At 60.4% G+C, this 18,929-nt stretch carries 15 protein-coding genes and 1 pseudogene; 10 read left to right on the forward strand and 6 right to left on the reverse strand.

Annotated elements, in window-relative coordinates; translation table 11 throughout:
• Positions 1–95: 95 nt before the first annotated feature.
• The 3 genes from JH25_RS03940 to JH25_RS03930 all read right to left on the reverse strand — a co-directional run bounded on the left by JH25_RS03940 (position 96) and on the right by JH25_RS03930 (position 2,557).
• Complete coding sequence (locus JH25_RS03940; RefSeq protein ID WP_032880185.1) at positions 96–1,124, reverse strand: alpha/beta hydrolase family protein; 1,029 nt, start codon at positions 1,122–1,124, stop codon at positions 96–98.
• Positions 1,125–1,300: 176 nt separating this feature from the next.
• Complete coding sequence (locus tag JH25_RS03935) at positions 1,301–1,609, reverse strand: DUF6124 family protein (protein ID WP_032880186.1); 309 nt, start codon at positions 1,607–1,609, stop codon at positions 1,301–1,303.
• Positions 1,610–1,945: 336 nt separating this feature from the next.
• Complete coding sequence (locus JH25_RS03930; protein WP_032880188.1) at positions 1,946–2,557, reverse strand: DapH/DapD/GlmU-related protein; 612 nt, start codon at positions 2,555–2,557, stop codon at positions 1,946–1,948.
• Positions 2,558–2,918: 361 nt separating this feature from the next.
• Here JH25_RS03930 and JH25_RS03925 point away from each other — a divergent pair, with 361 nt between their 5' ends.
• From JH25_RS03925 to JH25_RS03915, 3 genes and pseudogenes are all read left to right on the forward strand, one after another.
• Positions 2,919–3,293, forward strand: a complete 375-nt coding sequence (locus JH25_RS03925) for an addiction module antidote protein (RefSeq protein ID WP_032880190.1) — start codon at positions 2,919–2,921, stop codon at positions 3,291–3,293.
• A 322-nt stretch (positions 3,294–3,615) separates the two neighbouring features.
• Positions 3,616–4,251, forward strand: a complete 636-nt coding sequence (locus JH25_RS03920) for a lytic polysaccharide monooxygenase auxiliary activity family 9 protein (RefSeq protein ID WP_032880191.1) — start codon at positions 3,616–3,618, stop codon at positions 4,249–4,251.
• Positions 4,252–4,291: 40 nt separating this feature from the next.
• Positions 4,292–5,293, forward strand: a pseudogene (locus JH25_RS03915) (chitinase); the annotation flags it as partial.
• 197 nt (positions 5,294–5,490) lie between these two features.
• Here the strand turns inward: JH25_RS03915 and gudD are convergent.
• Positions 5,491–6,816 carry a glucarate dehydratase gene (gudD, locus tag JH25_RS03910; RefSeq protein ID WP_032880193.1) on the reverse strand — a complete coding sequence of 442 codons (1,326 nt, stop codon included), beginning with the start codon at positions 6,814–6,816 and terminating at the stop codon, positions 5,491–5,493.
• A 20-nt stretch (positions 6,817–6,836) separates the two neighbouring features.
• Positions 6,837–8,198, reverse strand: a complete 1,362-nt coding sequence (locus JH25_RS03905) for an MFS transporter (RefSeq protein ID WP_032881269.1) — start codon at positions 8,196–8,198, stop codon at positions 6,837–6,839.
• Between the two features lie 328 nt (positions 8,199–8,526).
• Here JH25_RS03905 and JH25_RS03900 point away from each other — a divergent pair, with 328 nt between their 5' ends.
• The 7 genes from JH25_RS03900 to JH25_RS03870 all read left to right on the forward strand — a co-directional run bounded on the left by JH25_RS03900 (position 8,527) and on the right by JH25_RS03870 (position 16,061).
• Positions 8,527–9,240: a FadR/GntR family transcriptional regulator gene (locus JH25_RS03900; protein ID WP_032880194.1), complete on the forward strand. Its 714-nt coding sequence runs from the start codon at positions 8,527–8,529 to the stop codon at positions 9,238–9,240.
• Positions 9,241–9,250: 10 nt separating this feature from the next.
• Complete coding sequence (locus tag JH25_RS03895) at positions 9,251–9,946, forward strand: tRNA (adenine(22)-N(1))-methyltransferase (protein WP_032880195.1); 696 nt, start codon at positions 9,251–9,253, stop codon at positions 9,944–9,946.
• A 67-nt stretch (positions 9,947–10,013) separates the two neighbouring features.
• Complete coding sequence (locus JH25_RS03890) at positions 10,014–10,640, forward strand: glutathione S-transferase family protein (protein WP_032880196.1); 627 nt, start codon at positions 10,014–10,016, stop codon at positions 10,638–10,640.
• A 186-nt stretch (positions 10,641–10,826) separates the two neighbouring features.
• A complete protein-coding gene (locus tag JH25_RS03885) occupies positions 10,827–12,557 on the forward strand; it encodes an OPT family oligopeptide transporter (protein ID WP_032880197.1) in 1,731 nt (576 codons plus the stop codon).
• A 110-nt stretch (positions 12,558–12,667) separates the two neighbouring features.
• Entirely contained in the window at positions 12,668–13,408 is a 741-nt protein-coding gene (locus tag JH25_RS03880) for a BPL-N domain-containing protein (RefSeq protein WP_032880198.1), read from the forward strand.
• Positions 13,409–13,546: 138 nt separating this feature from the next.
• Entirely contained in the window at positions 13,547–14,953 is a 1,407-nt protein-coding gene (locus JH25_RS03875; protein ID WP_032880200.1) for an amino acid permease, read from the forward strand.
• A gap of 22 nt (positions 14,954–14,975) precedes the next feature.
• On the forward strand, positions 14,976–16,061 hold the full coding sequence (locus JH25_RS03870; protein WP_032880201.1) for a GlxA family transcriptional regulator: 1,086 nt from the start codon (positions 14,976–14,978) through the stop codon (positions 16,059–16,061).
• A 19-nt stretch (positions 16,062–16,080) separates the two neighbouring features.
• On the opposite strand, the gene JH25_RS03865 is transcribed toward JH25_RS03870, so the two are convergent.
• Positions 16,081–18,918, reverse strand: coding sequence for a TonB-dependent receptor (locus JH25_RS03865; RefSeq protein WP_032880202.1), 2,838 nt, complete (start codon positions 18,916–18,918; stop codon positions 16,081–16,083).
• Positions 18,919–18,929 lie beyond the last annotated feature (11 nt).

The following is an 18,929-nucleotide window of genomic DNA, read 5'->3' on the forward strand; positions in this document are numbered from 1 at the left end:
GCGAAGCACTTCAGCACGCCACGTTTTACCTGGAAGCGCGCGTTATCGTTGAGATTTTTCGCGAGCAAGCTCGCTCCTACATCATCAAACCCTGATCAACGTGCCAAAAACTGGCTGATCAACGTGATCACCTGCTGCTGGATAATCGGTCGTGGCCGTGCACCCGGCCCATCCTGACAAATGATGCTGTCGCCGGGCACATCCGCGTCGAGCACCGCCGCCGCGCCCGGTTTGCATTGCGACATAAAGCTGAAGTGATTGGCGTCGCGGATCTCCACGTACTGCGTCGAGGCGTTTGGCAACCGTTTGGCCATGTCGGCCGATTCCATCTGCGCCGGCAAATCCGCTGACGGTACACCGGCGGCGATCACCAAGGCCCGCACCGGCAGCGCCGCCAGACTTGCATCGGTAAACCCGCGCGACAGGCCCAGGTCCAAAGACACCACGGCGCTGACGCGCTTGTCGCTCAAGTCCGCCGCCAATTGCTCCTTCCCGTTCGCAGTGCCTTCAGGGTTCATCTCACGGTAGGCGGTACACGCGACCAACGTCGGATGAGCGCTGCAGTCCCGGGCAAACAGCGCCGGGTCAAAACGCGCACCGGCCGTCTCCATCACCGTCCAGCCTCCCAGGGAATGCCCCACCACGGCGATCCGGCCGCTATCCACCGCACCGAATGGCTCGGGCTGGGCCAATAGCGCATCAATGGCCCGACTTAAATCCCTAGGCCGTTGCCATAACTGCGCAGCGGCCTGTGCGCTGCGATCCTGGCTGGTAGTGCCCGGGTGGTTGACCGCCGCCACGATATAACCCTGCTGCGCCAACGCACTGGCCAGCCACGCCTGTTTGCCCCAATTGCCCCCGTAGCCGTGGGAGAGCACCACCAAAGGATGCTTGCCGGGCGTCGGCGCCGCATCGGGAACGGCCAGCACGCCGATGAACACCACATTGTCGGCGATCAGCTTGGGTTTGGCAGTGGCGGCGGCGGGGTACCACACAGCCATTTCCAGCGGGCGGTTGTTGTGGGTGTCTGGCAGGGTGGTGGTTTGAAAGCCGACGGGGCTGTCGCTGGCGAATGCGGGAGCGCTCAGGCACATCAGCAGCAGAGCGGCGAGGCGGGCTTTCATGCTGTTTTCGTCCTTGAAAGGGAGGGCGCAGCATGACCTGAAACGGTCGGTTCAGGTAGAGGGTCCAAGAGAAAGGGCGCCCACCAGGCTCCGAGGGCCTGACCGGCGCCTAGGCGCTGCCGAGTCGTCGTGAAGTCGATCATGACGACGCGGCGGTCTATCGGGTGGCTGCAAGACTAGCTAACCCTTGAAGCACTTTCCCTCGCCATCAATTTGTCCACCAACAAACCCCCCCCCAATTCACTCAGCTGATGAATCGCCAGCGCGACATCGCGCTGTTTGCCTGACAGTTCATCCGACAGGTCAAGCAATAACGCTGTCACCGAGGAAAAGGTTTCGTAGCTATTGGCGATGAGCATTTCGTTGCTGGCGTCGTCGGCAACGCTGAACAGCGGTGAGGGAGGTGGTTCGGCGTGGGTGTTAAGGGATGCCTGATCAAGCTTGAGGTTTGGATCGTTTGGAGGGTTAGGCGTGACTTTATACATGTGTGTTGTACCTGTTTTAGGGCCAACACCTCATCGCTACTAAACGATGGGGTGGCGGCTGTACGCAGGTTAGTAGACCGGGGAAACACACAAAGCCGGCGCGCCCGAGGGCGCCCTGCGCACAGCCACCATCAAGCACAGACAAGAACATCTGATCGATGAGGCTCATGCACTTTATGTTGTCACTCGGGCTACTAAACCCGATCACTGAGTTGTCAGCGACCGAGCCACCTTAGAGACGCCCATCCAAGCGCACAAGCCGGCGGATTCTGACGCAACTGTAGGCAATGGAGCAAGGTGGTGCGGAGCGCTGTAGGACATGTCTACGGGCTATCGCTACTCGTAGGCGAACTGGTCAATCAACCCCAAACGCGGAACACGACTGTTTGGCTCTAATATTGCGCCTGGAGCAATGACGGCATTCGCGCCGATTTTGCAGCCGTCGCCTACCAGGGCACCAAATTTGTTTACCCCTGTGTCGATCACATTGTCTGCATAGCGGATCTTGATATCCGCCCCATCCAACTCGTTACGGTAATTGGCGATGATTGCACCGGCTTCAATATTTACCCCTTCGCCAATCAATGAATCGCCGACAAAGTTGAAGTGTGCCAGCTTGCTTGCGGCCAGCATGAAGGTGCTTTTCAGTTCGCAGCTTGGGCCCACAATGCAATGGCTGCCCAGATAAACGCCGCCGCGCAGGTACGCTCCCGCTGCTACGAATGAGCCTTCGCCGATGATGATCGGGCCTTTCAACACAGCGCCTTCTTCGACAATGGCGCTTTCGTGGATGGCACAGTCTCCGTGGCGCCGGTAGCCCGTGCCGAGGCGTGACAGCAAGACCATAATCTGGTTTTCGCAGTCTTGAGACACCCGCCAAGCGGCAGGCTGCGTCACGCCAAGGGAGGGCCATTGAGCAATGAATGTACTGATCTCAGGTAGCTTCATGCAGAGCGCTTCCGATGTCGGGGTGGGAGGGTAGAGCCCGCTGTGACGATAGGGTGGTGGGCTCAGGCAACATCTTAATAGCGTCTGCCCCGGTTTACTTAGTACCAAAGAAAGTCGCGGGTCGCCGTTGTGCGCAAAAATGCTGCCTCAACGACAACGCAGTGCAAATGTGGGAGGGGGCTTGCTCCCGATTGCGGCAGGTCAGCCAACCTCTCAATGGCAGATACACCGCTATCGGGAGCAAGCCCCCTCCCACATTGGCTGTGTGTTGCTGGTTTTAAAAAAGCACTGGCAGATGCAAGATGTAGCCAGTAGGCTACAGGCGGACAAAAGATTCTCGATGCCCTGAGAGGTCAATGACATGAGTCAGTCAACATTCAAACCAGAGGACATGCCGATCCTCGAGCTGGATACATCCGGCACCAGCGCCTATGAGGCTTCACGCTTCCTTGATAGCCCGCAAACCATCAGTGCCTATCTTGCGCAAAGCATGGCGTGCCATGACCCGCAAGTCCTTATGAAGGCGCTGGCCGAGGTTGCCAAAGCCCAGGGTGTGAACAAGGTTGCCGAAGCGGCAGGGGTGAATCGGGAGAGCTTGTATAAAACCCTGAAAGGCGGCTCAAAGACGCGTTATGAGACGGTCCAGAAGCTGATGTTGGCATTAGGGGTGGAACTGACGGTGCAACCGATTGCCGCGACCACAATTAAAAAAACGGCCGTCACCGGCAAAACCTGATGGACCAAAAATCGGACGGTTTATTTGATTGAAAATAGATACGTCCCTTTTTGTCCACAGAGGGCTATCCGTTACGAAGGGATGATGCGATTTACGAGAGAAGCGGTGTTGATGTGCGCCTGGTCTTGTAGGAAATCGACCTCTTGCAGCGTAAGGTTATTCCCATAATACTGGTTATATATCCAGTATTTTCGGGGCGGCGCGCTCATGAAACGAAAATGAGTGAAAAATGGGCCGGTGGCAAAAAAAAGCGACTCCGTTAGGTTGAGGTTCTCTCCTTCAAGAAAGGGGAGTTCTTAATCACTATCAATGGAGTCAAAAAATGAACAAACCACAAACCCAGACACCGCTTCGCCATGGTCGTGTCACATCCCCTTCCAGCCGTGGCGCAGTCGCCGTGGATCTCGGCCTGCTGGAGACCTGGCAGGTCAATGAAATGGAAGGCGGCAAAAACTTCCCGGCACTGATGGCCGGTCCGTTCCCGGCGCCTTACCAAACCGACAGTGACAGCGTCACTCCACCAGCCGACGGCTTCATCCTCAGCGGTGGCAAGACCGATGCGCGTGACTGCATCAACTTCACCAACGAGGAAATGGCCAAGAAACTCAACCGCGCCTTCACCTGGCCGTTACTCAATGTCGAGCCGGGTCAGACCTTCAAGGTCACCTGGGCATACACCGCGCCGCACACCACCCGTGGCTATCGCTGGCTGATCACCAAGGATGGCTGGGATCCGAAACAGCGCATCACCCGCGCACAGCTGGAAACCCAGCCGTTCGCCGAAGACTTCTATACCCAGGTGCCGTACTACAGCCATGCCGGCGAACTGAAGGCCAAGGTCAATCATGAAGTGAAACTGCCGGCCAACAAGAAGGGCCAGCATGTGATCGTATTGATGTGGATCGTCGCCAACACCGGCAACGCCTTCTATCAAGCCTTCGACGTGGACTTCAAATAAGCCCGCACCATTAAACTCACAGGTTCTGAAGGATTAGAACATGTCAAATATTGACTTTACCTCACTGCAATCGCCACTCAACGATGCCGCTTCGCTGATGCCCAGCATTGCCGGCAAAAAGATCCTCATGGGCTTCTGGCACAACTGGCCTGCCGGACCCAGCGATGGCTACCAGCGTGGCCAGTTCGCCAATATCAGCCTGGCGGATGTACCAAAGGATTACAACGTGGTGGCCGTGGCCTTCATGAAGGGCAACGGTATCCCAACCTTCAAGCCGTACAACCTGTCCGACGCCGAGTTCCGTCGCCAGGTGGGCGTGCTGAACAGCCAGGGCAGGGCGGTGCTGATTTCCCTTGGCGGCGCCGATGCACACATCGAACTGCATAAAGGCAACGAACAGCCACTGGCCAACGAGATTATCCGCCTGGTGGAAACCTATGGCTTTGATGGCCTGGATATCGATCTTGAACAGAGCGCGATTGATTTCGCCGACAACAAGACTGTCCTGCCCGCCGCGTTGAAACTGGTCAAGGACCACTACGCCGGTCAAGGCAAACACTTCATCATCAGCATGGCGCCGGAATTTCCGTACCTGACCACCGCCGGCAAATACGTCGGCTACATCCAGGCGCTGGAAGGCTATTACGACTTCATCGCCCCGCAGTATTACAACCAGGGTGGCGACGGGATCTGGGTGCAGGAGGTCAACAATGGCAATGGCGCCTGGATTGCCCAGAACAACGACGCGATGAAAGAGGACTTCCTGTTTTACCTGACCGAAAGCCTGGTGAGCGGAACGCGGGGGTTTACCAAAATCCCGGCAGACAAGTTCGTCATTGGCCTGCCCGCGAACGTCGACGCGGCTGCCACCGGTTATGTGATCAACCCAACAGCCGTGACCCATGCATTCAAGCGTTTGTACGACAAAGGATTGTCGATCAAGGGCCTGATGACCTGGTCGGTGAATTGGGATAACGGGGTCAACAAAGACCACGTGCCCTACAACTGGGAGTTCAGCCGTCGTTATGGGCCGCTGGTCAATGGCACTGCTCTCTCTGGCCTTGAGGAGGATACGGCGGATCTCGAGGTCGCCAATCAGCAGTAGTGCAAAAGAGGCCTCTGGCAGACGTGCCAGAGGTCAAACAGCTAAGCTTCTGATCTGACTAAAATCCGATGCCTGTTTGGGCATCGGATTTTTTGCGTCACGCTCAAATTGCGCTGAGCGTTCATAAAGCCGATTTACCGCACCAAACAAGGCCGCTTGTTATCAAAGCCCCAACCCGGGATCAAGAATTGCATCGCCACACTGTCATCCCGCGCCCCAAGGCCCATGCCTTTGTACAGCTCATGGGCCTTGGCCACGGCGTCCATATCGATATCCACACCCAGGCCCGGCTTGGCCGGCACCTTTACGTAACCCCCTTCAATCTTCAGCGGTTCGCGGGTCAGGCGCTGGCCGTCCTGCCAGATCCAGTGGGTGTCGATGGCGGTGATCTCACCCGGGGCGGCCGCGGCCACCTGGGTAAACATCGCCAGGGAGATATCGAAGTGGTTGTTGGAATGCGAGCCCCAGGTCAGGCCCCACTCGTTGCACATTTGCGCGACGCGCACCGAGCCCTGCATCGTCCAGAAGTGCGGGTCGGCGAGGGGGATGTCCACTGATTGCAGCTGGATGGCGTGGCCCATTTCACGCCAGTCGGTGGCGATCATGTTGGTAGCGGTTTTAAGGCCTGTGGCGCGACGGAATTCGGCCATGACTTCGCGGCCCGAATAGCCGTTTTCTGCGCCGCAGGGGTCTTCGGCGTAGGCCAGCACGCGGTGTTGGTCGCGGCACAGGCGGATGGCTTCTTTCAACGACCAGGCACCGTTTGGGTCAAGGGTGATGCGCGCATCCGGGAAGCGTTCGGCCAGCGCGGTGACGGCTTCGATTTCTTCATCGCCACTGAGCACACCGCCCTTGAGCTTAAAATCGTTGAAGCCATATTTGGCCTTGGCGGCTTCGGCCAGGCGCACCACAGCGTCAGCGGTCAGGGCTTTTTCGTGACGCAGGCGGAACCACTCATCATCGGCGTCGGCTTCGTTGCGGTAGGCCAGGTCGGTAGCGTTGCGGTCTCCCACATAGAACAGGTAGCCGAGCATTTTCACTGCGTCGCGTTGCTGGCCTTCGCCGAGCAAGGCGGCCACCGGCACTTCGAGGAACTGGCCCAGCAGGTCGAGCAGCGCGGCTTCCATGGCGGTGACGGCATGAATGGTGATGCGCAGGTCGAAGGTTTGCAGGCCGCGTCCCGCGCTGTCTCGGGACGCAAAGGTGCTGCGCATCTGGTTAAGCACGCGCTGGTACTGGCCAATCGGCTGACCGATCACCAGGCTGCGCGCGTCTTCCAGGGTTTCACGGATACGCTCGCCGCCGGGCACTTCGCCCACGCCGGTGTTGCCGCTGCTGTCCTTGAGGATGACGATATTGCGCGTGAAGTAGGGGCCGTGGGCACCGCTGAGGTTCAGCAACATGCTGTCGTGGCCGGCGACCGGGATGACCTGGAAATGGGTGACTACAGGGGTATTCATGGCAAGGTCCTTATATACGCTCAAAGGGGTTTGCTGATGGCGGCGCCTGAGGGTGCAGCGCTATGTGAGGTCTGCACGATAGAGGGCGACGTCTTGGCGAAAAACACCAGGATGGCCGCAAGCACCGAGGTGCCGGCCAGGCCATACAGCCCGCCCTGGATCGAGCCCGTGGTTTGTTCCAGAAAGCCGAAGGTGGTCGGCGCCACAAAGCCGCCCAGGTTGCCGATGGAATTGATCAGCGCGATCACGGCGGCGGCGATGCGCACATCCAGGTAGCCCTGGGGGATCGGCCAGAACAGCGACGACGCGGACTTGAACCCGATGGCCGCAAAGCAGATCGCGACGAAGGCGAAGATCGGCCCGCCGGTGGTGGACATGAACATGCCGGCCGCCGCGATCAGCAGGGCCGCCGCGACCCAGGCTTGCTGGAACTTGAACTTGCCCGACAGCGACGCAAAGGCGTACATGGCAATGATGGAGATCAGCCAGGGGATCGAGTTGAAGAAACCCACCTGCACATCACTCAGGTCGCCCATTTTCTTGATGATGCTCGGCAGCCAGAAGGTGGCGGCATAGATCGTCAGTTGAATGCAGAAGTACAGGGCGCAGAACAGCAGGATCTGGCGGTCCTTGAGCAGCTTGCCGATGGTCGGTTTCACCGTGGTCAGGGCTTCACGTTCGCGCTGTTCCTGGTCGATGGCGTCAACCAGGGCGTCCTGTTCTTCGCGGGTCATCCACTTGGCATCATGGGGCTTGGAGTCCAGCCAGAACCACACAAAGAAGCCCAGCGCCACCGAGGCCAGGCCCTCGATGCCGAACATCCATTGCCAGCCGTGCAAGCCAAAACCTTCGATCTGCAACAACGCGCCCGACAACGGCCCGGAGATCAATGACGCCACCGCCGAGCCACTGAGGAAAATAGCGATGGCCTTGCCGCGCTCCACGCCGGGCAACCAACGCGTGAAGTAATAGATCACGCCGGGGAAGAACCCGGCTTCCGCCACGCCCAGCAAGAAACGCAGGATGTAGAAGTGGGTTTCGTTCTGGATAAACGCCATCAGCGTGGCGACGATGCCCCAGGTGAACATGATGCGGGTCAGCCAGATACGGGCGCCGACCTTTTGCAGCAGCATGTTGGACGGCACTTCGAACAGCGCATAACCGATGAAGAACAGCCCGGCGCCGAAGCCGTAGGCCGCTGCGCCGATCCCCAGGTCATGCTCCATGTGCGTGCGCACAAAGCCGATATTGACGCGGTCGATGTAGTTGAGGATGAACATGACCACGAACAGTGGCAGCACATGGCGCTTCACTTTGCTCACGGCGCGGGCGAGCACTGAATCACTTTCGGGTACGGCAGATGCTGGGCTTGAATGGCTCACCATTTGAAAACTTCCCCCTGATTGTTTTTATGCGGGTTTGGTTGTTTTGTTGACAGACATCATACAAGTGGTTTTTCAGAAATCGCAATGCGCTGATGAGTGAATTTGTTTTTATAAGTACTGTGATTGACCAGTTGGTTCGGTTATTTAGGCGTTTTCATTGGTTGTCGCAGCGGGACTCGCGTGGAGTGTTTTGAGCAGATCAGCAATACAGTTGGTGAACATTTGATGTGTTGTCATACAAGTTAGAGGTTTTTTGCAGCAAAAGGGCGGTGCTTCCGGGCAGGGTGATAAGCTTGCTCCTGCCCAACCCTGCGGACCTGTAGTCATGCCCATTGAAAGCCCAACGCCTGTGCGTAAACGCTCAACCAACCTGGCCCAGGGCGTGGTTGAGGCGCTGACCCAGCGCATCCTGCTCGGGCAACTCAAGCCCGGTGAAAAACTGCCGTCTGAATCCACCATCGTGCTTGAGCACGGAGTGAGCCGCACCGTGGTGCGTGAAGCCTTGTCCAAGTTGCAGGCGTCGGGGCTGGTGGAGACGCGTCACGGCATCGGCACCTTTGTGCTGGAGCAACACACGCAGCCGGGCCTGCGCCTGCATGTGGACACGGTCGCCAGCGTGCGCAACATGCTCGAATTACGCTTGGGCCTTGAGGTGCAGGCCGTGGCGTTGGCCGCCCTGCGCAGGAGCGAAGCGCAACTGGCCCATATGCGCCAGGCGCTGGACGACTACCAGGCCTCGCTGGCCAACAACGACAGTTGCGTGGAGGAAGACAAGCGCTTTCACCAGCTGATCGCCGAGGCCACCGGCAATACCTTTTTCACCGACATCATGCTGCACCTGGGCAGTGCGATGATCCCGCGCACCCAGGTCAAGGACGCCGAACGCGGCGGCGCGGACTTTGCCAAGCTGGGGCAGTTGGCGAACCTGGAGCACGAGGCGATCTACAACGCCATCAAGCGCCAGGACCCGGATGCCGCACGGGCAGCCATGGTGCTGCACTTGACCAACAGCCGGGATCGATTTTCCGGGCACTCATAAGGAACCACCGTTGAACCAACACACCTTGTCCATGCGCCTTGAGCGTGTGGCAGCGCATGTGCCGATCGGCGCACGCCTGGCCGATATCGGCTCGGACCACGCCTACCTGCCGGTGGCGTTGATGCGCCGAGGCGCTATTGCGGCGGCAGTGGCGGGGGAAGTGGCCGCTACACCGTTTCACGCAGCCAACCGTACCGTGGCCGACAACGGTCTGGCGCAGCACATCACCGTGCGCCGGGCTGATGGCTTGGCGGCAATCAAGGCGGGCGATGATATTACCGTCGTCAGCCTGTGCGGCATGGGCGGCGAAACGATCCGCGACATTCTCGACAGCGGCAAGGCGCACCTCAATGGCCGCGAACGCTTGATCCTGCAACCCAACGGCGGCGAACAGCCGCTGCGCCAATGGTTGATGGACAACGGCTACCGGATCCTGCACGAGGAGCTGCTGCTGGAAAACCGCTTCTACTACGAAATCATCGTCGCCGAACGCGCCGAGGCGGTCACCTATACCGCCGAGCAGCTGTACTTTGGCCCGTTGCTAATGCAGGCGCGTAGCGAGGAGTTCCTGGCGAAGTGGCAGCGTATAGTGCGCGAAAAACGCAAGACACTGGCCAGCCTCGAACAGGCGCGGCAGGCCGTGCCCGAGCAGAAAGTGCAGGAGATCGTGCAGCAGGTGAAGTGGATCGATCAGTTGCTCGCCTGAGCCACATTCACGGCACTTCACCGCTACCCTGTAGTCTTCTCCTAAATCCCCCAAGGTGTTGCCCGCTATGATCACTGTTCACCATCTCAACAATTCCCGCTCACAACGTATCCTGTGGGCGCTTGAAGAATTGGGCCTGCCCTACGACATCAAACGCTACCAGCGCGACGCCAAGACCAACCTGGCGCCACCTGAACTCAAGGCCATTCACCCCCTGGGCAAATCCCCGGTGATCGAAGACGGTTCCCGCGTGCTGATCGAATCCGCCGCAATCATCGACTACCTGATCCGCCGCCACGGCAACGGCCAACTGCAACCCGACCCGGCCACCGACGCCTACGACAGCTATGTGCAATGGCTGCATTTTGCCGAAGGCTCGGCCATGCTGCCGTTGATGCTCAACCTCTATGTGGGGCGGCTGGGGGAAGCGGGTGCACCGCTGCATCCGCGGATTGAATCGGAGTTGGCCAACTACCTGGGCTACCTGAATGATGTGCTGGGGCGCACGCCTTACCTGGTGGGCGACGAACTCAGCGGTGCGGATATCCAGATGAGCTTTATCGGTGAAGTTGCCCAGGCCCAGGGCAAATTGCAGGCTTACCCGAACCTGGCGGCGTGGCTGCAAAAGCTCCAGGCGCGGCCGGCTTACCGCAAGGCGGTGGAGCGGGGCGGGGAATATGCGTTCGCCAAATAGCCAGAGGTGAAGAGGACCAATGTGGGAGGGGGCTTGCTCCCGATAGCGGTGGGTCAGCTACAAAAATGCTGACTGACAGACTGCTATCGGGAGCAAGCCCCCTCCCACATTTGGAACCAGGTGAACCTTCGAGTCCTCCAGCGCTCACTTAAGAGGTGGCACTGGTTTTTCTCGAAAGGAATCTGCATGCACTCCACCTCGTCAATCGCGCCCGTAGAGCGTGAACTGAGCCTGCGGGCAGTCATCACCGGGATCGTGCTGGGTATCCTGCTGACCCCTTCCAACGTGTACGCGGGCTTGAAGATCGGCTGGTCGTTCAACATGTCGATCATCGCCTTGCTGATTGGCTATGGCATCTGGCAGGGCCTGGCCCGGCGTTCCGGCGAGCACCTGCCGTGGACCCTGCACGAGAGCAATATCAACCAGACCGTGGCCTCTGCCGCGGCGTCGATCATTTCCGGCGGGCTGGTCGCGCCCATCCCGGCCTATACCCTGCTCACGGGCAACCAGCTGGCGGCGCTGCCGATGATCGCCTGGGTGTTTTCGGTGAGTTTCCTGGGGATCTGGATCGCGTGGTACCTGCGGCCTTCATTGCTCAATGACAAGGCGCTGAAGTTTCCCGAAGGCATGGCCACCCTGGAAACCCTGCTGCACATCTACAACCATGGCCGCGAAGCCGCCACGCGCTTGAAAGTGCTGCTCGGCGCGGCGCTGTTGTCCGGATCGGTCAAGTGGGTAGATACCTTTATGTGGGCCTTCCCGCGCTGGTCGCCGAGCCCCGCGTTGGAGCGCCTGACCTTCACCGCAGACCCTTCGCTGCTGTTGCTGGGGTTCGGCGGCATTATCGGCATTCGTGTGGGCCTGACCCTGCTGCTCGGCGCCTTGCTGGCCTGGGGCGGGCTGGGGCCGTGGCTGTTGGCCAACGGCTTGGTGAGCCTACCCGCCGACAGCAACGGTCCGCAATTTGCCGCGCTGGTGGAATGGCTGCTGTGGCCCGGGGTGAGCCTGATGGTGTGTTCCACCTTGGCGTCCCTGGCGATTCGCCTGTGGGCACTGCATCGCTCGACCCGGGCGTCTGGCGGCACGCCGTGGACGGTTCCCAAGCCCGGGCCTGCCGTGGGGTTTGCCTTGGCGATCGCGCTGGTGGTGAGCCTGCAAGCGCTGTTGTTCGGTATCAACCTGGGCATGGCGCTGCTGACCATTCCCCTGGCGATCTGCCTGGCCGCGGTGGCGGCGCGGGTGGTGGGGGCGACCGGTATTCCGCCGATTGGCGCCATCGGGCAACTGTCCCAGCTGAGCTTTGGCATTGTTGCGCCTGGCCAGGTGCCGATCAACCTGATGAGCGCAAACACCGCCGGCGGTTCGGCGGGGCAGTGCACGGACCTGATGAACGACTTCAAGGTGGGCAAAGCGATTGGCGCGACGCCGCACAAGCAAGTGATCGCCCAGATCCTCGGAATTTTCGTCGGCAGCATCGTCGGCGTATTCGCGTACCTGGCGCTGATCCCTGACCCTCAGACCATGCTGCTCACCGAACAATGGCCGGCCCCGGCCGTCGCCACCTGGAAAGCCGTGGCCCAAACCCTGACCCACGGTTTGGATTCACTGTCCCCCAGCATCCGCTGGGCCATCGGCATTGCAAGCTTGTTCGGCGTGCTGCTGGGCATACTCGACAGCACATTACCCACACATCGCGCCCGCTATCTGCCAAGTGCGGCCGCCCTGGGACTAGCGTTTGTGTTGCCTGCGTCGGTGTCGCTGATGATGGCCCTTGGCGCGATCATGACCTGGGCCGTGAGCTGTCGCTGGCCGAGCGTGACGCAGCGCTTTGCGATCACGGCAGCGGCGGGGTTGATCGCCGGCGAGAGCATTACCGGCGTGGGCGCGTCGTTGTGGCAGATGCTGGGGAGTGGATGAATGACCCACGTGGATTTACAACTTTTCACGAATTCAAAAGGCTCATCGTTATAGGCTTGGCGCTGCGATCACTGGATCAAACCCATTCAACTGAGCGTTGAGCCTGCCCCATGAAACTGCCTGCCCTCGCTGCCACGTTTCTCGCCGTTGCTACGCTGCACCCTTTACCCGTGCACGGCGCAGGCGCCATCACCCATGTCGCCATCTACCGTGGCCCGGCAGGTTGCCCGGACTGCTCGGAAAATGTGAAAACCGCCCTGCAGCGTCTCAACCCCAATTACCAGATCGACTTCGTCGGCGCCGACGAACCCATCGACATCACGCCAGAAAACCTGGCGCACTATGACCTCTACGTGCAACCCGGTGGCGGCCAGGACATCCCGGCCGCTCTCGACAGCCTGGGCGATACACGTGCCGAAGCCATCCGCGCTTACGTCGCCAACGGCGGCCGCTACCTGGGCCTGTGCATGGGCGCCTACCTGGCCGACGACAACAACCTCGGCCTGATCCCTCAGGCCATTGACACCGAAGCCGGCCGCCCCGGTTTTGAAGTGACTGGTATCGACGATGCCGCCGTGCGGGTGACGTGGGACGGGCAGCCTGACCATGTGTTTTACCAGGACGGCCCTTACTTCCCCAAAGCCAGCGCCGCGGCACCGTACAAGGTCATCGCGACCTACCACAATGGCGACGTGGCGGCGGCGCGCTACACCTACGAACGTGGCGTGGTTGTTCTGAGCGGGCCGCATCCGGAAGCCGGGCGAGAGTGGTTTGAAAATGCCGATATCGAGCTGAGCAAGATGCCGCGTGGAGAGCTGTTCGGGTCGTTGATACGCAGCGCGCAAGAGTAGGGCGCCACGCTCGTCACTTCAGGGGGCCACCCTCACAAATGTCGATATCAGACACGATGGTGGCGTAACCAGGCTACTTGCGCCTGGCCTCGGGCACTTAAGGTGAGGGTCATTGGCCGCCCGAGAACAACAAAAACAATGACTAGCCTCAACTGCAACGATTCCAACGGTCAGCTGGCGCAGGGCTTCAAGCCGCGTCACGTGACCATGTTGTCCATCGCCGGCATCATCGGCGCGGGGTTGTTTGTCGGCTCCGGACACGCCATCGCCGCAGCGGGACCGGCGGTTTTACTGGCTTATCTGTTTTCCGGCCTGCTGGTGGTGCTGGTCATGCGCATGCTGGGGGAGATGGCGGTGGCACGCCCCGACACCGGCTCGTTTTCCACCTACGCCGACCAGGCCATCGGCCCCTGGGCGGGGTTCACCATCGGCTGGTTGTACTGGTGGTTCTGGGTGCTGGTCATTCCCATCGAAGCCTTGGCCGCCGGGCACGTGCTCAACCAGTGGTTCCCTCAGGTCGATGCGTGGCTGTTCGCCTTGGTCTCAATCGTGTTGCTGGTGATCACCAATCTGTTCAGCGTGGCCAAATATGGCGAGTTTGAGTTCTGGTTCGCCATGGCCAAGGTGATTGCCATCGTCGGCTTTATCGGCCTGGGTTTCAGCGTGCTCATGGGCTGGATTCCGGATCGTGAAGCCAGCGGCTTGAGCCGCTTGATGGAAGAACACGGAGGTTTTGCCCCCAACGGCCTGTCGGCGGTGGTGGGCGCGTTCATTACCATCATGTTCAGTTTCATTGGTACCGAAGCGGTGACCATCGCCGCAGCCGAATCGAGCAACCCGGCGCAGAACATCGCCAAGGCCACCCGCTCGGTGATCTGGCGCATCGGCGTGTTCTACCTGTTGTCGATCTCCATCGTGATTTCCGTGGTGCCCTGGAACGACCCGCTGCTGGCGTCCGTGGGCTCCTATCAGCGCGCACTGGAACTGATGAATATTCCCAACGCCAAGTTCATGGTCGATGTGGTGGTGTTGATCGCCGTAGCCAGTTGCATGAACTCCTCGATCTACATTTCCTCGCGCATGTTGTTTTCCCTGGGCAAACGCGGCGATGCGCCATCGGCCCTTAAAATCACCTCGAAGGCGGGCGTGCCCCGGGCGGCGGTGATCGCCAGCACCATCATCGGTGCGGGCGTCACGTTGCTGAGCTACTTCATGCCAGCCGGTCTGTTCCAGTTCCTGCTCGCCAGCTCCGGCGCCATCGCGTTGTTGGTGTACCTGGTGATCGCGATCTCGCAACTGCGTATGCGTCGCTTGCTGCTTCGGCAAAACGTCGAGTTGACCTTTCGCATGTGGCTGTTTCCGTGGCTGACTTACCTGGTGATCGTGTTCATCTGCCTGGCCCTGGGGGTGATGATGGTGACGCCCGAGCACCGCACCGAAGTGTCCTCGACCATTGGCCTGGCGTTGGTGATTTCCTTCATCGGCCTGGTCACGTCGCGCCAGCACAACCGGGCACCCAAGCCGGTGGCGCTGGAACATTCCTGATCACGCCTGCGGGGTAGCGGTGATGGAAACCGAGGCACCTGTTTGCCAGACCATCGGCTTTTTGCTGCTGGACCAATTCACCCTGATATCGCTGTCGTGTGCGGTCGAGCCGCTGCGCATGGCCAACCAATTGGCGGGCGAAGAACTCTACCGTTGGCAAACCCTGAGCCTGGACGGCCAGCCGGTTTGGGCCAGCGATGGCGTGTCGGTGACCCCGGATGCGTGCGCGCAGGACCAGCGCGGCTTCGATGCGGTGATCGTGTGCGGCGGCGTCGGCATTCAACAGGCTATCAGCCCTGCGCTCATCGCCTGGCTGCGCAGCCAGGCGCGCTTGTACTGCAAACGTCTCGGCGCGGTGTGCACCGGCAGTTGGGCACTGGCCCAGGCGGGGTTGCTCGATGGCTTCCAGTGCAGTGTGCATTGGGAGCTGATGGCGTCGATGCAGGAGGCGTTTACCCGCGTCAAGGTCAGCTCCAGCGTGTTCACGCTCGATGGCAACCGCTTCACCAGCTCCGGCGGCACTGCACCGCTGGACATGATGCTGCACCTGATCGGCCGCGATCACGGGCACACGTTGTCGGCGGCGATTTCCCAGATGTTCGTGTACGAGCGCATTCGCAATGAGCGCGACCACCAACGCGTGCCGCTCAAGCACCTGCTCGGCACGCAACAGCCCAAGCTGCAAGAAGTGGTCGCCCTGATGGAATCTAACCTGGAAGAACCCATCGACCTCGACCAACTGGCCGCCTATGTTCACGTGTCCCGACGCCAGTTGGAGCGCATGTTCCAGAAGCACCTGTACTGCACGCCATCGCGCTATTACCTCAAACTGCGCCTGACCCGTGCGCGTCAGTTGTTGATGCAGACGCCGATTTCGATTGTCGAGCTGGCGGTGATTTGCGGCTTTGTGTCCACGCCGCATTTTTCCAAGTGCTACCGGGACTTCTTCGGCGTGGCGCCCAGCGATGAGCGCTCGGACATGCGCCTGCATCCGCCGCCTGAGCTACGGCCCGAGGTGCAAGCCCGGGCCCCGCAAAGGCCCAGGAATGCACTGGAGCAGGCGCGCGACGAGCCGACCTTTGCCACGGTGCAGATTCAGCGGCGCTAAGGCGATGCTCAGCTTAGCGTCAGAATGTTGTCTGTAGACCCACCCTGAGGGTTCGGCCCGGTGCCGGCATAAAGCTTTGCGCCAGCGGGTCCAGGTAGTAGCGGTCGGTGAGGTTTTGCAGCGAGACATTCAGTTGGGTGTGGTCCTGCAATTTGTAGTTGAGGAACAAGTCCACCAGCGTCACTTCGCGATAGACCAATTGTGGCGTGGTGGCGCCTGTCTGCCAGGGTTTATCGGCGGTCACCGTGGGGCCGGAGGTGTAGGTGATGCGCGTGCCGACCGTCAGCGACTGGTCGAAAAAGCGCACGCCGGTGGTCAGGTTGGCGGCAAAGCGTGGCGGGTTCTGGGTGTTGGTGTAGGAGCCCATGAAACTGCCGGGCGTGCAGTTGGGCGTCTGGCTGGTGTCGCGATAGCGGTTGCTGCTGGCACGCAGGCGAGCGGCGAACGCCGAGTCGCAGGTTTGGGTCTTGAGGTAGTAGGTGGATGACAGGTCGGCAAACACACGGCCGGCATCGTAATGGGACTGCAACTCCAGGCCGCTGGTCTTGAAGCTGTCGGTGTTGCTGAATTGCATCTGGCCCATCAGGCCGGGGCTGGGGTCGTAGTAACGGGTGATGTAGTTTTTGATCGTGTTGTTGAAGTACGCCAGTTTGATCGCCGCCTCATCGTCAGCCACAAACAGGCCTTTTTGGAGGGTGCTGGCGCCGATTTCCCAGTTGCTCGAACGCTCGGGCTTCAAGCCTTTGCCGGGTAGGGTTTGTAATACGCCCTGGCTGGTCTCGAACAGCGACGGCATCCGCAGGCCCTGGGTGTAAGAGGCGTAGACGAAGGTGTCGGGCGCCACCTCCAGATTGATGCCGAAGGCAGGCGCAAATGCACCGCCGCTGTTGCGGTTTTTTCCGGAGTAGTCATAACCGCTGACCACTTCGCCCACTTGGGGCTCATACACCGTGGTATCCGTGGCCCCGAAATCGTTATAGCGCGGGCCCTCAAATGGGTAGTTGGTGTTACTGAAAACGATGCCGTTGTTCAGGCGCGGGTCGGTAGTGTCGGTGTAGTCCCCGTTCATGTCGGGGAACCAGAGCATGTTGCCGTAGGCCCCGGCGTTCGTGGCTGACACGTAGCGCAACGGGCGCTCTTCCCGGCGCGCCGTTGAAAGCGGCACATGGTCTTGTGTGCGGTAATAGGTATAGCGGCCACCGCCCCATAGTGTCAGGCGGTCCACGGGTTGGTATTCGAGCTTGCCGTTGAGGTTGAATTCCTGGCGTGAACCATCGCGCAAACTGCGGTTGGCGTTGATGTCGTGCTGGGTGGTGACCACGCCTTTTTGCGGGCGCAGCTCTTCGACCTGGAAGCCACCGCCCAAGTCCAGCTTGAGGTCACCATAGTCGCTGGTGAACCGTGAAGTATTGGCCAGGTCACCGCCGATGCGACGGTTGGCCTGACGGCTCCAGTTGCGGTCCGAACGGTAGGCTTGGGAAGCGGGCGCGAGCACTGAAGTCAGTTGGCTGGTTTGCGCATCGGTCATCCACAGGCTGGTGGTAAGGTCCACCAGCGGGTTGTTGGTGGGCAGGTAATGGTAGCGCGCGGTATAGGTGTCGATCTGGGTATGGCCCAGCGGGTACTGGTAGATACCGCCGGTGCCGAACCGAAAAATATCCGACGGCATGATCTCGCCGATGTGCCCGTTGTAGCGCTGGTAACCGAGGTCGAAGGTGTGTTCGTCGGTGGGGCGGATGGTGGTCTTGAGCAACCAGGATTCAGTCTCGGCCGACGAATTGAGTACTTCTTCGCCGGCGTTATAAGTGCTGGCCACCGTGCTTTCTTCGTCGCCATAGCGGTCGTAGGTACGGTAGCGATCCTGGCCCTTTTTGCCGGCAAAATAGTTGCCTTGATTGCGGTGAGCGTAGGCTGCGACCACATCGAACAGGTCATGGGTGTAGGCAAACGCGGCGCTGCCGGATTCGGCTTGGGAGCCGAACAGCCCGCCACGGTTTCGGTGCGGTTCGGCGTACAGGCTGCCCTCGGATGAGTGACCGTCGCGGTAGGCGGGCGCAACGCCGTTGTTCCACGCCTCGCCCTTGAGGCGCAGGCCGATGTTTTGCCCATCGCGCAGAATGTCTTCAACCCCAAGGGTGCGCATTTTTACCGTGCCGCCAATGGCGCTGGAGTTAACGCTGGGGCCCTTGTCGATGGTCACGTCGCTGATCAAATCCGGGTCGATGTAACTGCGCTGTTGGGTGCCGGCATAGCCGCGATACACATCCAGCGCTTGCTGCGCGCCATCCACCGTAACCGCCACGCGGCTCTGGCCCTGGATGCCGCGGATGTTCACATCCAAACCGCCGCCGTTGCGGCTGTCGCCCACCTGCACGCCGGGCTGGCCTTTGAGCAGGTCGCCGGCGGAGATCACGCCGAAGCGCTGCATGTCCTCGCCGGAGATATACACGGAGGAACGCGGCGCCGAATACACCTGCTGTTTTCGTGGGTCTTCGCCGATGACTTTCTGCGTGGGCAGCGCAAGGGCCGTGCCGCCCGGGTACAGCTCGTAGCTGCCATCGGCCAGGCGCTGATAACTCAAGCGCGTGCCTTCCAGCAGCCGTGTCAACGCGGCTTCGGTGGTGAAGTCGCCGGTCAGGCCCTGGCTGCTCTTGCCGGCAGTCAGCGTGGCGCGCCCCGCCATGCTGATGCCCGCCTGCACGCCAAAGCGCGAGAGCACCTGGTCCAGCGTACCGGCGTCGATGTGGAAGTGCTGGCGCTCATCGGCTGCCAACACCGCCGCGCCGTACAGCGGTTGCAAGCCAAGAAACAGCAGGCCGAGCGTGCGGCTGCGCAGAACATGGAGGGGGGAGGTCATGCAGGGCTCCT

Source organism: Pseudomonas sp. BRG-100 (genome assembly GCF_000737955.1).
Classification (GTDB): domain Bacteria; phylum Pseudomonadota; class Gammaproteobacteria; order Pseudomonadales; family Pseudomonadaceae; genus Aquipseudomonas; species Aquipseudomonas synxantha_A.

What these genes read in the sequence shown, in the direction of transcription:
- JH25_RS03940 (WP_032880185.1), bottom strand. Translation starts at nt 1,124, where the DNA reads ATGAAAGCCCGCCTCGCCGCTCTGCTGCTGATGTGCCTGAGCGCTCCC.
- JH25_RS03935 (WP_032880186.1), bottom strand. Translation starts at nt 1,609, where the DNA reads ATGTATAAAGTCACGCCTAACCCTCCAAACGATCCAAACCTCAAGCTT.
- JH25_RS03930 (WP_032880188.1), bottom strand. Translation starts at nt 2,557, where the DNA reads ATGAAGCTACCTGAGATCAGTACATTCATTGCTCAATGGCCCTCCCTT.
- JH25_RS03925 (WP_032880190.1), top strand. Translation starts at nt 2,919, where the DNA reads ATGAGTCAGTCAACATTCAAACCAGAGGACATGCCGATCCTCGAGCTG.
- JH25_RS03920 (WP_032880191.1), top strand. Translation starts at nt 3,616, where the DNA reads ATGAACAAACCACAAACCCAGACACCGCTTCGCCATGGTCGTGTCACA.
- gudD (WP_032880193.1), bottom strand. Translation starts at nt 6,816, where the DNA reads ATGAATACCCCTGTAGTCACCCATTTCCAGGTCATCCCGGTCGCCGGC.
- JH25_RS03900 (WP_032880194.1), top strand. Translation starts at nt 8,527, where the DNA reads ATGCCCATTGAAAGCCCAACGCCTGTGCGTAAACGCTCAACCAACCTG.
- JH25_RS03890 (WP_032880196.1), top strand. Translation starts at nt 10,014, where the DNA reads ATGATCACTGTTCACCATCTCAACAATTCCCGCTCACAACGTATCCTG.
- JH25_RS03885 (WP_032880197.1), top strand. Translation starts at nt 10,827, where the DNA reads ATGCACTCCACCTCGTCAATCGCGCCCGTAGAGCGTGAACTGAGCCTG.
- JH25_RS03880 (WP_032880198.1), top strand. Translation starts at nt 12,668, where the DNA reads ATGAAACTGCCTGCCCTCGCTGCCACGTTTCTCGCCGTTGCTACGCTG.
- JH25_RS03875 (WP_032880200.1), top strand. Translation starts at nt 13,547, where the DNA reads ATGACTAGCCTCAACTGCAACGATTCCAACGGTCAGCTGGCGCAGGGC.
- JH25_RS03870 (WP_032880201.1), top strand. Translation starts at nt 14,976, where the DNA reads ATGGAAACCGAGGCACCTGTTTGCCAGACCATCGGCTTTTTGCTGCTG.
- JH25_RS03865 (WP_032880202.1), bottom strand. Translation starts at nt 18,918, where the DNA reads ATGACCTCCCCCCTCCATGTTCTGCGCAGCCGCACGCTCGGCCTGCTG.